The 12,920-nt window shown below is 71.8% G+C and carries 13 protein-coding genes; 5 read left to right on the top strand and 8 right to left on the bottom strand.

Going from position 1 to position 12,920, the window contains the following annotated elements:
• Window positions 1–94: 94 nt before the first annotated feature.
• Window positions 95–1,258, top strand: coding sequence for a sensor histidine kinase (locus J2S55_RS25740; protein ID WP_306865832.1), 1,164 nt, complete (start codon window positions 95–97; stop codon window positions 1,256–1,258).
• Between the two features lie 159 nt (window positions 1,259–1,417).
• Window positions 1,418–3,175 carry a bifunctional metallophosphatase/5'-nucleotidase gene (locus J2S55_RS25735; RefSeq protein WP_306865830.1) on the top strand — a complete coding sequence of 586 codons (1,758 nt, stop codon included), beginning with the start codon at window positions 1,418–1,420 and terminating at the stop codon, window positions 3,173–3,175.
• Window positions 3,176–3,253: 78 nt separating this feature from the next.
• On the opposite strand, the gene J2S55_RS25730 is transcribed toward J2S55_RS25735, so the two are convergent.
• The 4 genes from J2S55_RS25730 to J2S55_RS25715 all read right to left on the bottom strand — a co-directional run bounded on the left by J2S55_RS25730 (window position 3,254) and on the right by J2S55_RS25715 (window position 6,645).
• Complete coding sequence (locus J2S55_RS25730; protein ID WP_306865828.1) at window positions 3,254–4,201, bottom strand: sulfite exporter TauE/SafE family protein; 948 nt, start codon at window positions 4,199–4,201, stop codon at window positions 3,254–3,256.
• A 134-nt stretch (window positions 4,202–4,335) separates the two neighbouring features.
• Window positions 4,336–4,797 (bottom strand): peptidase associated/transthyretin-like domain-containing protein, encoded by a 462-nt coding sequence (locus J2S55_RS25725; RefSeq protein WP_306865826.1) that lies wholly within the window; start codon window positions 4,795–4,797, stop codon window positions 4,336–4,338.
• The gene (pcaH, locus tag J2S55_RS25720; protein WP_306865824.1) at window positions 4,797–5,474 is read right to left on the bottom strand and encodes a protocatechuate 3,4-dioxygenase subunit beta; all 678 of its coding nucleotides are present in this window, start codon (window positions 5,472–5,474) and stop codon (window positions 4,797–4,799) included. The genes J2S55_RS25725 and pcaH overlap by 1 nt, the downstream gene beginning before the upstream one ends.
• Window positions 5,467–6,645: a 4-hydroxybenzoate 3-monooxygenase gene (locus tag J2S55_RS25715; protein ID WP_306865822.1), complete on the bottom strand. Its 1,179-nt coding sequence runs from the start codon at window positions 6,643–6,645 to the stop codon at window positions 5,467–5,469. Before J2S55_RS25715 ends, pcaH begins: the two co-directional genes overlap by 8 nt.
• 132 nt (window positions 6,646–6,777) lie before the next feature.
• Between J2S55_RS25715 and J2S55_RS25710 the strand changes: the two genes are divergently transcribed.
• From J2S55_RS25710 to J2S55_RS25700, 3 genes are all read left to right on the top strand, one after another.
• Complete coding sequence (locus J2S55_RS25710; protein ID WP_306865820.1) at window positions 6,778–7,335, top strand: helix-turn-helix domain-containing protein; 558 nt, start codon at window positions 6,778–6,780, stop codon at window positions 7,333–7,335.
• Window positions 7,328–8,200 (top strand): SRPBCC family protein, encoded by an 873-nt coding sequence (locus J2S55_RS25705; RefSeq protein ID WP_306865818.1) that lies wholly within the window; start codon window positions 7,328–7,330, stop codon window positions 8,198–8,200. Before J2S55_RS25710 ends, J2S55_RS25705 begins: the two co-directional genes overlap by 8 nt.
• Before the next feature lie 291 nt (window positions 8,201–8,491).
• Window positions 8,492–9,040, top strand: a complete 549-nt coding sequence (locus J2S55_RS25700; protein WP_306865816.1) for a dihydrofolate reductase family protein — start codon at window positions 8,492–8,494, stop codon at window positions 9,038–9,040.
• Between the two features lie 174 nt (window positions 9,041–9,214).
• Here J2S55_RS25700 and J2S55_RS25695 read toward each other — a convergent pair whose 3' ends face one another.
• Genes J2S55_RS25695 through J2S55_RS25680 form a run of 4 tightly spaced genes read right to left on the bottom strand, consistent with a single transcriptional unit; the run spans window position 9,215 to window position 12,770 of the window.
• Window positions 9,215–9,967: an IclR family transcriptional regulator gene (locus tag J2S55_RS25695; protein WP_306865813.1), complete on the bottom strand. Its 753-nt coding sequence runs from the start codon at window positions 9,965–9,967 to the stop codon at window positions 9,215–9,217.
• A 5-nt stretch (window positions 9,968–9,972) separates the two neighbouring features.
• Complete coding sequence (locus J2S55_RS25690) at window positions 9,973–10,407, bottom strand: SRPBCC family protein (RefSeq protein ID WP_306865812.1); 435 nt, start codon at window positions 10,405–10,407, stop codon at window positions 9,973–9,975.
• Between the two features lie 24 nt (window positions 10,408–10,431).
• The gene (locus J2S55_RS25685) at window positions 10,432–11,337 is read right to left on the bottom strand and encodes a phosphotransferase enzyme family protein (protein WP_306865810.1); all 906 of its coding nucleotides are present in this window, start codon (window positions 11,335–11,337) and stop codon (window positions 10,432–10,434) included.
• Window positions 11,337–12,770 (bottom strand): helix-turn-helix domain-containing protein, encoded by a 1,434-nt coding sequence (locus J2S55_RS25680; RefSeq protein WP_306865808.1) that lies wholly within the window; start codon window positions 12,768–12,770, stop codon window positions 11,337–11,339. Before J2S55_RS25680 ends, J2S55_RS25685 begins: the two co-directional genes overlap by 1 nt.
• Window positions 12,771–12,920: the final 150 nt, after the last annotated feature.

Genomic DNA, 12,920 nt, shown 5'->3' with positions numbered 1-12,920 from the left:
AGCGGCCGTCCCCGGGGCCGTCAGGGTCGGCTCGGGGCTGTTATCCGCCTCAAGGCGGATTTCACCGCCCGGGTGCCCGCTCTACCCTCACCTCATGAGCCAACGCCCGCCCCCCACCGCGATCGACTGGCTGATCGCGGTGGTCATGGCGCTGTTCGCGGTCGCCGAGGAGGTCGGCGACCGCGCCTTCGTGGCGGACCGCCCGCATCCCGGCTGGTGGATCGTGGTCGCCGCCGCCTCGGTGCTGGTCCTCCTGCGCCGGCGCGCGCCCGCCACCGTGACGTACGTCTACTCGCTGGCGGCCGTCGCGGCGTTCGCCTACTCCGGTGAGTCCGCGTCGGCCTGGCAGTTCTGCGCCCAGCTCCTGCTGCTGTTCACCCTGCTCAGCGAGGTGCCGCCACGAGATCCGCGGGCTGTCGCCGGGCTGGCCGTGACGGCGCTGTTCGTCGGCGCGATGATGTTCGCGCCCCCCGGGCCTCCGGGGCCGGGGGACGCGGCGGTCGCGCTGGTGATGACCTCCATCACCGGCGGGGCGGGCGTCGCCGTACGGCGTCACCGGCAGCTGGCGTTCCACGCGCAGGAGCGCGGCGAGCTGCTCGCCCGGGAGGCGGTGAGCAAGGAGCGGACCAGGATCGCGCGCGAGCTGCACGACGTCGTCGCGCACAGCGTCAGCGTGATGGTCATGCAGGCGGGGGCCGCGCGGCTGATGCTCCGGCCCGACCAGGTCACCGAGCGCGAGGCGCTGAACGTGGTGGAGGAGACGGGCCGGGAGGCGGTGGAGGAACTGCGCCGCATGCTCGGGCTGCTCCGCACCGGCCGCGAGGGCGACGGATTGGCGCCGCAGCCGAGCCTGGCCCGGCTGGACGACCTGGTCGAGCAGATGCGCACGGCCGGTCTCGACGTCAGGCTGAGCGTCGAGGGCGAGCCGGTGCCGCTCCCGGCGGGGCTGGACCTGTCGGCCTACCGGATCGTCCAGGCGGCGCTGGCCAACACCCTCCGGCACGCGGGCCCCACGGGGGTGGAGGTGACGGTCGCCTACCGGCCCCGGGCGCTGTCCTTGGAGATCCTCGACGAGGGACCCCGGGCGGGCCGTACCGGGTCCGCGGGCGAGCCGGGGCACGGGCTGATCGGCATGCGCGAGCGGGTCGCGCTCTTCCACGGCCGGCTGTCGGCCGGACCGCTGCCCGGCGGCGGGTACGGCGTGCGGGTCACACTCCCGCTGGTCGCGCGGATCAGGCCGGGCGAGGTGGTCGCATGAGCGCCCCCGTCCCCGTCTCCGTTCCCTCCCCCTCAGACCGTGTCCCTTCAGACCGTGTCCTCCCGGGCCGTGCCCCTCAGACCGCGTCCCCTCAGACCGCGCCGACCCGTAAGGATGCCGTGACCGCCGGGCGACCTCGGATGGTTACCGTACGGTCACATGCACAGTAAGCAGCTCGCCATCGTCGGCGTGGCCACACTGACGGCCCTGGCCGTCCCGGCAGTGGCGCACGCCTCCCCCGACACGTCGGTGACGGTGACCGTGATGGGCACCTCTGACCTGCACGGTAACACCCTGAACTGGGACTACTTCAAGAACGCCGAGTTCACCGACAGCAAGGGCAACGACGTCGGCCTGGCCAAGGTCTCGACGCTGGTGAACAAGATCCGTGCCGAGCGCGGCGCGGATCGGACCTTGCTGTTCGACTCCGGCGACACCATCCAGGGCACGCCGCTGGCCTACTACTACGCCAAGATGGAGCCGGTCAACGAGACGGGCCGGCTCCACCCGATGGCCCGCGCGATGAACGCCATCGGATACGACGCGGTGACCCTGGGCAACCACGAGTTCAACTACGGGCTCCCGCTGCTGGCCACCTGGGTCAGGCAGATGAAGGCCCCGGTGCTCGGCGCCAACGCCGTCCACGACAGGTCGGGACTGCCCGCCTACCAGCCGTTCACCATCAAGACGATGCGGATCAAGGGCGAGAGGCCGGTCCGGGTCGGCGTGCTCGGCCTGACCAACCCGGGCGTGGCGATCTGGGACAAGGCCAACGTCGAGGGCCGGCTCCGCTTCACCGACCTGGTGCAGAGCGCCAGGAAGTGGGTCCCGGTCATCCGCGGTCTGGGCGCGGACGTGGTCGTGGTCACCGCGCACGCGGGCGACAGCGGGATGTCCTCCTACGGCGGCGACCTGCCCGTCGAGAACGCCTCGGCCATGGTCGCCGAGGAGGTGCCGGGCATCGACGCGGTGCTGTTCGGGCACGCGCACAACGAGGTGGCGCAGCGGTACGTCACCAACAAGGCCACCGGCCGACAGGTGCTGCTCACCGAGCCCAGCAAGTGGGGCCAGCGGCTGAGCGTGATCGACTTCCGGCTCACCAAGCAGCGCGGCCGGTGGACGGTGACCGGCAAGTCCTCCACCACGCTGAACACCAACACGGTGGACGAGGACCCGAAGATCGTCGCGCTCATGAAGGAGCAGCACGACACCACGGTCAAATACGTCAACACGGTGGTGGCCCAGTCCAAGGAGGAGCTGTCGGCGGCCGAGTCGCCGTACAAGGACACCCCGATCCTGGACTACATCCAGAAGGTCCAGACCGAGACGGTCAAGAAGGCGCTGGAGGGCACGGCGGACGCCGGGCTGCCGGTGCTGTCGATCGCCGCGCCGTTCAGCAGGAGCGCGACCTTCCCGGCCGGGCCGGTGAGCGTGCGGGACATGGCGGGCCTGTACATCTACGACAACACGCTGATGGCCGTGAAGCTCACCGGGGCCCAGCTCAAGGACTATCTGGAGTATTCGGCCAGGTACTACAACCAGCTGGCGCCGGAGGCCCCGGTCGATCTCGCCGCGCTGACCAACGCCAACGGCACCCCCGACTACAACTACGACCAGCTGTCCGGCGTCAGCTACGACGTCGACGTCGCCAAGCCGGTCGGTCAGCGGATCGCCGGACTGTCCCACCAGGGGCAGCCGGTCGCCGCCGACCAGCAGTTCGTGGTCGCGGTCAACAACTACCGCCAGTCCGGCGGCGGCGGCTTCCCGCACGTGACGACCGCCCCGGTGGTCTACAACGCGCAGGTGGAGATCCGCCAGGCGCTGATCGACCACGCCACGGCGACCGGGGTCATCGACCCCGCCGGGTTCGCCGAGGCCGGCTGGCGGCTGACCCGCGACGGCAAGCCGCTGTTCTGACGGCAGGGTGCTGTTCTGACGGCAGGGCGCGCCGCGGCCGCGGCGCGCTCCGGGGCGGCCGGGGACCGGCCGCCCCTGCTAGGCGGAGCGGGTGGGTCCCTGTGCCGCGGCGCCCTGGTGGACCGGCTCGGCGGACTCGACCGCCTCGACGGACTCGTGGACCCGGTCGCGGCGGTACTCGCGGAACGAGTAGGCGATCGCGCCGGCCCAGATGAGGGCGATGGCGATGTAGACGGCCGCCTGGACACCGCCGGAGGCGCCGATCCAGTCGCTGCGCAGCAGGGTCCGCACGTTGGTGAGGACGATCAGGCCGCCGACGGCGGAACCCAGGATGCGCGGCGGGATGTGGCGGACGAGCCAGGCCGCGATGGGGGCGGCGACGACACCGCCGAGCAGCAGGACGGCCACCCAGGCGGGGTCGATGTTCTCCGAGCCGATACCGAGGAGGAATCCGGCGCTGGCGGCGATGGCGACGAGGAACTCGCTCGCGTCGATGGATCCGATCACCTTGCGCGGCGCCAGGCGCCCGCTGGCCAGGATCGCCGGGGTGCCGATCGGCCCCCAGCCGCCACCGCCGGTGGAGTCGACGAATCCGGCGAGCAGGCCGAGCGGGGCGAGGAACCGCTTGCGCAGCGGCTTGCCCAGGTTGCCGCGCGGCAGGCCGGAGACGGTGAAACGGACCAGGACGTAGGCGCCCAGGGTCAGCAGGATGATCGACATGACCGGGGCGGCGGCCTCGGTGGACAGGCTCGACAGGAAGGTGGCGCCGGCGAAGGCGCCGGCGGCGCCCGGGATGCCGACCTTCCCCACGACCTTCCAGTCGATGTTGCCGAAGCGCCAGTGTGAGATGCCGGACGCGAGGGTGGTCCCGATCTCGGCGAGGTGGACGGTGGCCGACGCGGCCGCGGGGTTGGTGCCGACGGCCAGGAGCAGCGTCGTCGAGGTGACGCCGTAGGCCATGCCCAGGCTCCCGTCCACCAGTTGTGCCGCGAACCCCACGAGACCCAGGAGTATGAGCGCGCGCACAAGACCTCCTTCCCATTTTTCCGACTTGACTAGTAGGAAAAATGGTGAATGCGGAAACGGGATGCGTCAAGTGAATGTGAGACAGCCCATCTCGGGATCCGGGCGGCTCCGCGGCCCCGCCGCCCGCGTGGAGATCAGTCCGGCGGCGGGAAGGGGTGGAAGAAGACGGTCTCCCCCTCCCCCTGCAGGCGGACGTCGAACCGGTAGGACCGCTCCCCCGTCGGCGAGGCGATCAAGGTGGCGCGCCGTACCGGGTCGAGCCCGGCCGGCGGCGGCGTGCCGCCGGCCGGATAGACGCGGGTCCAGACCGGCTTGAGCAGGCCCCGGGCGAAGACCAGGAGCGGGATGTAGGTGTCCGGCCTGGCGGTGCGGAACCGGTAGGAGCCGTCGGCCCCGGTCGGGCAGCGGCCGAACAGGCCCGGCTGGCAGATCTCCAGCAGCGCGTCGGGCACCGGCTCGCCCGCGCCGTCCAGGACGCGGCCGTGCAGCTCGATCGCGTCCGGATGGTCCTCGGGCACCGCGAAGGGCCCCTCGGCGTACGGCAGGGCGTGGGCGAAGAACGGGCCCACCGTCTGCGACGGGGTCAGGGGCGGCATCAGTCCTCCTCGAAGGGGGTCGTGCCCAGCACGACGTCCCAGCGGTAGCCGAGCGCCCACTCGGGCTCGGTGGTGTCCAGGTCGAAGGCGCAGACGAGCCGTCCGCGGTCCTCCGGCCGGGGCACCGACCGGAAGATCGGGTCGTGGGCGGACAGCGGGTCGCCGGGGAAGTACATCTGGGTGATCAGCCGCTGGGTGAACGCGGTGCCGAACACCGAGAAGTGGATGTGCGCCGGCCGCCAGGCGTTGGGGTGGTTGCGCCAGGGGTAGGCGCCCGGCTTGATCGTGACGAACCGGTATCGGCCGTCGGCGTCGGTCAGGCAGCGGCCGAAGCCGGTGAAGTTGGGATCGAGCGGGGCCGGGTGCAGGTCCAGCGGGTGGGCGTACCTGCCGGTGGCGTTGGCCTGCCAGATCTCCACCAGCGTGTTGGGCACCGCCCGGCCCCGGCCGTCGAGGACGCGGCCGGTGACGATGATGCGCTCGCCGATCGGCTCCCCCTCGTGCTGCCTGGTCAGGTCGTGGTCCAGCGGCCCGACCGCCTGGTGGCCGTAGACCGGGTCGAGCAGCTCCGCCGCCTCGGGGTCGGCGGCGGGCCGTACCGGCGGATGCGCGGGGGCGCGCAGCACGGTGCTGCGGTAGGCGGGAGTGAGGTGGTGCGGGTGCGGGTCGTCAGTCACGGGGTGCTCCGGAGTCGAAGGGCAGGCCGACGTAGTTCTCCGCGAGCGTGGTGGCCGCGGCCTCCGAGGAGGTGACGTAGTCGAGGTGGGAGGTCTGCAGGCGCCTGCCGTAGGCGTCGTCGCTGTCGAAGGTGTGCAGCAGCGTGGTCATCCACCAGGAGAAGTGCTGCGCCCGCCAGACCCTCCGCAGGCAGGTGTCGGAGTAGGCGTCCAGCAGCTCGGTGGAGCCGCTCCCGTAGAAGGCGGCCAGGGCCTCGGCCAGCACCCGGACGTCGGCGACGGCCAGGTTGAGACCCTTGGCCCCGGTCGGCGGCACGATGTGGGCGGCGTCCCCGGCGAGGTAGAGCCTGCCGTGGCGCATCGGCTCGGCGACGAACGAGCGCATCGCGGACAGGTCTCTGGAGATGATCGGCCCCTCGGTCAGCGCGAACCCCGGGACCGTCTCCAGGCGCGCCCGCAGCTCCGTCCAGATCCGGCTGTCCGGCCAGTCGTCCAGCGAGGCGTCCGGCGGGACCTGGAGGTAGAAGCGGCTGATCTCCGGCGAGCGCATGCTGTGCAGCGCGAAGCCCCGCTCGCTGCGGGAGTAGATCAGCTCCTCGGCCGACGGCGGGACCTGGGCGAGGATGCCGAGCCAGGCGAACGGATAGTCCCGCTGGAAGATCGACAGGACCCCGTCGGGGATGGAGGGCCGGCTGACCCCGTGGAACCCGTCGCAGCCCGCGATGACGTCGCAGTCGAGGCGCCGGCCCAGGAAGGTCAGGTAGGGGTCGGCCGCGAGGGAGTGCAGGGCGACGTCCGGGACGTCGAAGAGGATCTTCCCGCCGTCGGCCAGCCGCCGGGCGATCAGGTCCTTGACGACCTCCTGCTGGCCGTAGACGGTGATGGCCCGGCCCGGGACGAGCCGCTCGAACGGGATCCGGTGCCCGGCCCCGCCGTAGCGCAGCTCGATGCCGTGGTGCGGCAGCCCCTCGGCGCGCATCCGCCCGCCGACGCCCGCCTCGTCGAGCACGTCCACCGTGCCCTGCTCCAGCACGCCGGCCCGCACGCGCTGTTCGACGTACTCCCTGCTGCGTGACTCCAGCACCACCGAGTCGATGCCCCGCAGATGGAGGAGATGGGACAGCAGCAGCCCGGCGGGGCCCGCTCCGACGATCCCGACCTGAGTGCGCATGGGCCGAGCATTCCCCACCGCCGCGACCTCCGCGCCCCGGTCTTCCGCTCAGCGGAAGACGCCGGAGAGTGCGGTCGAGCCGTCCGGAAGTCATTGACAAAATTAAATTTTACGTACAAGATTGTTTTTGCGATGAGAGAAGTCCTGTACCTGGAACAGATCGAGCAGGCCGAGGCCCTGCTCAAACCGCAGCGCGTCGAGGTGCTGCGGCAGCTCGCCGAGCCGCGCACCTGCACCGAGGTCGCGGCCCGGCTCGGTCAGACCCCGCAGCGGGTCTACTACCACGTCAAACGCCTGGTCGACGCCGGTCTGGTCGAGCAGGTGTCCGAGCGCAGAGTGCGCGGCATCCACGAAGGCATCTACCAGGCCGGGGCCCGCGCCTACTGGCTGTCGCCCCGCCTGGTCGGCCGGATCGGCCTGCGCAGGGCGCAGGACGAACTGAGCCTGGGCTACCTGCTCGACCTCATGGAGGAGGTCCAGGCCGACATCGCCGCGCTCGACCGGACGGCACCGGAGCTGCCGTCCGTCGGCGTCTCCGGAGAGATCCACGTGCCGCCGGAGCGCCGCCAGGAGTTCCTGAACGACCTGCAGACCGCGCTGCGGGACATTTTCACCCGCTACGGCGGCGCCGAAGGCGACGCCTTCAAGCTCGCCGTCGCCTGCTACCCCAAAGGAGAGCCCCGTGAGTGAGCCGATGACCCTGCACGCCCGTGTCGCCGCCTCCGCCAAGGAGGTCCACCGCGCCCTGACCGACCCCGCGGCGCTGCGCGTCTGGCTGGCCGAGCACGCCGAGGTCGACCTGCCGCACCGCTACGCGTTCTGGGGCCGCCACACTCCTGAGGGCCAGGAGCCCCACCAACGCCTCCTGCACGTCGACGACCACACCCTGCGCTTCGCCTGGCTGCTGGACGGCGAGGAGACCGCCGTCGAGTTCCGCCTGACGGAGGAGAGCCCGGAGTCGACCGTCATCACGCTGTCGCAGACCCATTTCGACTTCCAGCACGTCGTCACCGGCGCCAGCATCCGGGGCGTGCTGCAGACCTTCTGGGCGCTGGCCGTCGCCAACCTGGTCGACCACCTCGAAGGCCGCCCCCTCACCCCGATGTGCGACTTCACCTCCGCGCGGCTCCGGGAAGAGGTCATCATCGACGCGTCGCGGGAGGCGGTCTACGACTCCCTCGTCGACTCCGGCAAGGTCAGCCGCTGGTTCGGCTTCCCCATCGAGATCGAGCCCCACGTCGGCGGGCGCTTCGCCATGGGCGGCTTCGAGGCAGGCCAGGCCGCGAAGATCATCGACCTCGACCCCGGCCGCACGCTGTCGGTCGACTGGGCCGACTACGGCGTCACCACCTGGGAGCTGGAGGACTCCGGCGGCGGGACCCGGCTCACCTTCGTGCAGAGCGGCTTCAGCACCGGGCAGGCGCCCTACGCCACCTGGATGGGCTGGCTCAGCGGCATCGCCGAGCTGCGCCGCTTCCACGAGCTGGCCGACTGGCGCCCGATCTGGCTGGACGCCCCGGAAGGGGCGGCCGCCGAGGAGGCCACCGTTCGGTGACGCCCCGCGGAGCGATCCCAGCCGCACTCCAGCCGCGCTCCGGTCACACTCCTGCCACACTCCTGCCGCGCTCCTGCCGCGCTCCTGCCGCTCGCCGCAGCGGTGGCGGGCGAGCGGGCGGGACGGGCCGGCGTGACCGGCGCCGAGGCCGGCCGACGCCCCCGGGCCGGGGGCATGGCATCGCTCCCCCCTCCGACTCCCAGAAAGTTCAGTGAAGACGCTTCACATCCAGCGACAGTGATCACACCGTCCATGTCGGTCGATCACCGTGACCCGGGAAGGACCCCCGAGATGCGCAAGATCATCGCCTCCACCTACAGCACGCTCGACGGCTTCATCGACAACCCGCACCTGTGGTCCATGCAGCACAACAGCGACGACGCGATGGCCTACGCCTTCGCCATGACCACCGGGTGCGACGCGCTGCTGCTGGGCCGCACCACCTACGAGGGCATGGCCCAGGCCTGGCCGAACATGGGCGGCAACCCCTACGCCGACCACGTCAACGGCATCACCAAATACGTCGTCGCCTCCCAGCCGGTCGAGACCGGCGCCTGGGCCCCCACGGTCGTGATCCCCGGAGACGACCTGGCCGCCCAGGTCACCAAGCTCAAGGAGCAGGACGGCAAGGACATCCTGATCTGGGGCAACGGCCGGCTCACCGACGACCTCGCCCGGCACGGCCTGCTGGACGAATACCGCGTCTGGATCTACCCCGTCATCAAGGGCGAGGGCGAGCCCCTGTTCCGCCCCGGCAGCGCCACCCCCGTCGAACTGGCCGACAGCACCACCTTCGACTCCGGTGTCGTCGTCCTCACCTACCGGACGGCCGGCGCCTGAGCAGGCCGGGACGGCCACCACCCGGGCCGGTGGTGGCCGCCGCCCCAGGGCGCCGCCCCGAAGGAACCGCCCCAGAGCTTTGCCCCAAGAAGCCGCCCCTCGGAGAGCCGCCCCTCGAAGGGTCACCCCCGAAGGGCCACCCCTCGGAGGGGCTCCGCGACGAGCTCGCCGCCCCTACCGCCGGCGCGACACCGTGGCCAGGTCGCGGGAGAGCGCACCGGCGGCGGTCAGCACCGCGGGGGCCAGCCGCCGCAGGTCGGCGCTGTGCCGCCAGGCCACCAGCGACAGCGCCGCCACCACCCGGTCGCCGGGCCCACGCACCGGCACCGCGACCGAGCAGGTGCCCAGCGACATCTCCTCCTGGGTGCAGGCGACGCCGGTCCGCTGGATCTCCCGCAGCTCGGCCCGGAGCCGCACCGGATCCACCACCGTGCTGGGCGTGTGCGCGGTGAGCCCACCGGCCAGCACCCGCTCCACGGTCTCGGGTCCGGCGAAGGCCAGCAGCACCTTGCCGACGGCGGTGGCGTGCAGCGGCAGCTCTCCCGCCACCCGCGAGACGATCGGCACGGACGTGGGCCCGCGCAGCCGCTCCACATACAGCGCCCGATCGCCGCGGAGCACGGCGAGCTGCACGTTCTCCCGGGTGGCGGCGTAGAGGTCCTCCATGTACGGCAGGGCCAGCTCGCGCAGCTCGCGCGGCTCGGCCGCCTGGGCGCCGATCTGCCACAACCGCATCCCGACCCGGTAGGACCCGTCGGGCAGCCGCTCCACGAAACCCCCGTCGGTCAGCTCCCTGACCAGCCGGTGCCCGGTGGCCGGCGGCAGCTCGGCCCGGCGGCAGATCTCGGTGAGGGTCAATCGCGCGTCTCCGGGCAGGAACGCGCCCAGGATGGCCATGACCTTCCCGGTGACCGTCGGCGCCCGCACGTCCCTCAGCCTAGGCGTGAGGCGAGGATCCCGGCACGGGCGAGCTGCACCTGGCGGGCTTTCTTCGCCGCGTAGCCCAGCAGCGGGCCGTTCCAGGCGTGCACCACGAGCGTGTCCTCGACCTCGGTCCCGCCGTCCTTCCCGGCGAGGGCGAAGCGGTAGTCCAGCCGCACCCCGCCGGGACTGTTCACCTTCCCCTCCACGGTCTGCGGCGTGCTGCGCAGCGTCACCTTGATCAGGTTGTCGTAGTTGACCAGGCCGAGGAACCTGAAGCGCTCGACCGAGGTGTAGCGGGTCTCCTCTCCGTCCTGCTGGATGTCCTTGACCGCGACGACCAGCGGGGAGAGCCCGACATAGCTCTGCGGCTGGCTCAGGTGCGCGCGGAGCGCCTCCGGAGTGTTGCGGACGTGGAAGGTATGGCGAAGTGTTGCCTTCGGCACCGTTCTGCCCCCGTTCAAGATTTTTTACTGGGAGACACTAACGGGTTCGGCCATGTACCACCGGGCATGTTGCTCACCTCGTGTGAGGGAATCGAGTCTTCGGGGCAGTTCGCGGCGGGAGAAGGGGTCGGCTCCGGCGTTGCGGATGTGGATGCCCACGGCGTACATGTCCCGGACCTCCATGAGGGTGGAGTATCCCGGCCACGAGCGCAGGTCGCTGCCGTAGGCGTCGGCGAAGGCGTCCACGTCCGCGGCCGTCAGGCCGAAGCGGCGCTGGCCGTGGTAGGTGTGGACCAGGTCCCACTCGCGCGGCCCGACCGCGACGCCGTCCCAGTCGCAGAGCACCACGTGCCCGTCGGTGCAGCGCAGCAGGTTGTCGATCCAGGCGTCGCCGTGCAGCAGCACCGGGGAGCCGTCCATGCCCAGGCCCGCCCAGCGCTCGGTCAGCTCCGCGATGCGGTCGCGCAGCCAGGCCCGCTGGCAGGCGGTGAGCTCCTCGGAGCGGTCCACGGCGCGGCGCACCTCCGACAGCGGGTCGGCGAACCGCTTCAGCGCCACCGGCGGCACCGGCAGCAGGTGCAGACTGCGCAGGATCTCGCCCAGCTCCGTGGTGGTGGGACGGCCGCTGGCCGGGACGTAGTGCCAGAACGTGACGACCCTTCCGTCGTGGACCACGGGCTGCTCGGAGATCTCGTCGGCCGGGCGCACCGCGGGGAAGCCCTGCTGGGCCAGCCAGCGGGCCACCGCGAGCACGACCGGCAGGCGGGTCAGCGCGTTGGGCGCGGTGGCGATCCGGACCACGATCTCGCTGCGCAGCTTGAAGACGGCGTTGCTGCGCACCCGCAGCAGCTCGGCGTCCCTGTGGTCGATCCCGAGGTCCTCGCAGACTTCGCGCAGGACCGTGAACGCCTCCTCCGCGAGCGGGCCCATCAGCTGACCGGCGTGGCGTCGGCGAGCAGTTCGCTCAGGCGGCGCACCGCCACCGCCTTGTGCCGGCCGGGCGGCACCTCCGTCAGCAGCGCCCGGGCACGGTTGACCACGATGGAGGTGCGGTGCTCCGGCGGCACCTGGAGCAGGGCCTTCTGGGCCAGATGGCAGGCGTCCTCGACCTTGCCGCCGCGGATCAGGTGCGCGGCCTGGTCGAGCAGGATGAGCACCGGGTCGATGGCGTAGGGGCCGGAGGGGCCGGGCGTCCAGTCGACGTCCTCGCCCAGCTCGATCAGAGTGCCGATCCGGTAGAACTGCAGCCGCCGCTCCGAGAAGCGGAAGGCCAGGTGGTCGTGGCCCTCCGGGGGCATCCTGGCGAAGATCCGCTCGGCCTCCGCCAGCGCGATCCTGGCGGCCTTGTGCTCGCCCATCCTGGCCAGCGCCCGCGCCTCCGCCGCCGCGCCGAGCGCCGCCGGGGAGCTGGGCGCGCTCCCGGCGAGCATCCGGGCCTCGCGGGCGAGCCGTACGGTCTCGGCCAGGTCGCCGTAGTAATAGGGGAGCATCGCCTGCTGCGCCCGGACCAGGGCGCGCAGCCGCAGATCGCCCATGTCGTCGGAGGCGGTGCGGGCGGTGCCGTACCAGGCGTGCGCCTGACGGGTGTCGCCGAGCTTCATCAGCGCGTCGGCCGACAGCAGCGCGAGCATCACGGTGGCGTTGAGCAGGCGGCGCTGGGCCATCGCGGGCTGGCGGGCGGCCGAGAGCGTCCGCACGTCCGACAGCTCCAGCATCAGCCGGTAGAGCATCGGCAGCGGGGCGCTGGTGATGTATTCGCGGCGGTAGCGCAGCACCTGCTCGTCGAGCCGGTCGAGCTGCTCCTCGGAGACGGTGGCGACGGCGAGCGTGCGGTCCAGGTCCTGGCGGGTCCGCTCGACCTCGGCGAGCAGCCGTCCGCTCATCGCGAACCGCGAGCCGAGCAGCGCGTGGTGGAACAGCGCGCGGCGCTCCATGTCGTCGTCGATCCGCTCCTCCGCCTGGTACGGCGAGCGGCCCTCGGCGCCGGAGACGACCACGATCTTGACCCCGCCGTCGTCCTCGCAGTAGTCGCCGGCCAGGCCGAGCCGTACCGCGTTGGCCCGGTAGAGCCGCGCCAGCAGGTCGATGGTCTGCGGCCGGGGCCTGGCCCGGTTGTTCTCCCAGGCGTTGAGCAGGTCGATGCTGGCCCGCGCCGCGCCGAGCCCCTGGCGCTCGCACAGCTCCTCCAGCTCCTGGACCGACTGCCTGGCCGACCATCCCCGGGCCAGCCGGTGCGCCTTGAGCAGGCTCACCCCGCAGCAGCCGTGGATGGCCTGGGTGGTCTGCCAGAGCGTCCACTGGCGGGCCTCGGCCTGCCCGCGCCAGCGACGCGCACACGCGGGCGAATGCTCACCTCGGGCCACGGCGCCTCCCGGTCGCTGTTCACACAAGATTAACGAGAGCGCACCACAGCGTAAGCGTGCCTGTGCATTGCATTCCCTTTATCCGCGGGTTTTCCACGGAACATCGGTGAGTTTCCGGTCTATTCCACTGATCCCCACCCCGGTCTGAAG

The organism is Streptosporangium brasiliense (assembly GCF_030811595.1).
GTDB classification, from domain to species: domain Bacteria; phylum Actinomycetota; class Actinomycetes; order Streptosporangiales; family Streptosporangiaceae; genus Streptosporangium; species Streptosporangium brasiliense.
Note: the sequence above shows the minus strand (reverse complement) of the source record. Positions and strands in the feature narration are given on the sequence as shown.

What these genes read in the sequence shown, in the direction of transcription:
- J2S55_RS25740 (WP_306865832.1), top strand. Translation starts at nt 95, where the DNA reads ATGAGCCAACGCCCGCCCCCCACCGCGATCGACTGGCTGATCGCGGTG.
- J2S55_RS25735 (WP_306865830.1), top strand. Translation starts at nt 1,418, where the DNA reads ATGCACAGTAAGCAGCTCGCCATCGTCGGCGTGGCCACACTGACGGCC.
- J2S55_RS25725 (WP_306865826.1), bottom strand. Translation starts at nt 4,797, where the DNA reads ATGCCGCCCCTGACCCCGTCGCAGACGGTGGGCCCGTTCTTCGCCCAC.
- J2S55_RS25715 (WP_306865822.1), bottom strand. Translation starts at nt 6,645, where the DNA reads ATGCGCACTCAGGTCGGGATCGTCGGAGCGGGCCCCGCCGGGCTGCTG.
- J2S55_RS25710 (WP_306865820.1), top strand. Translation starts at nt 6,778, where the DNA reads ATGAGAGAAGTCCTGTACCTGGAACAGATCGAGCAGGCCGAGGCCCTG.
- J2S55_RS25700 (WP_306865816.1), top strand. Translation starts at nt 8,492, where the DNA reads ATGCGCAAGATCATCGCCTCCACCTACAGCACGCTCGACGGCTTCATC.
- J2S55_RS25685 (WP_306865810.1), bottom strand. Translation starts at nt 11,337, where the DNA reads ATGGGCCCGCTCGCGGAGGAGGCGTTCACGGTCCTGCGCGAAGTCTGC.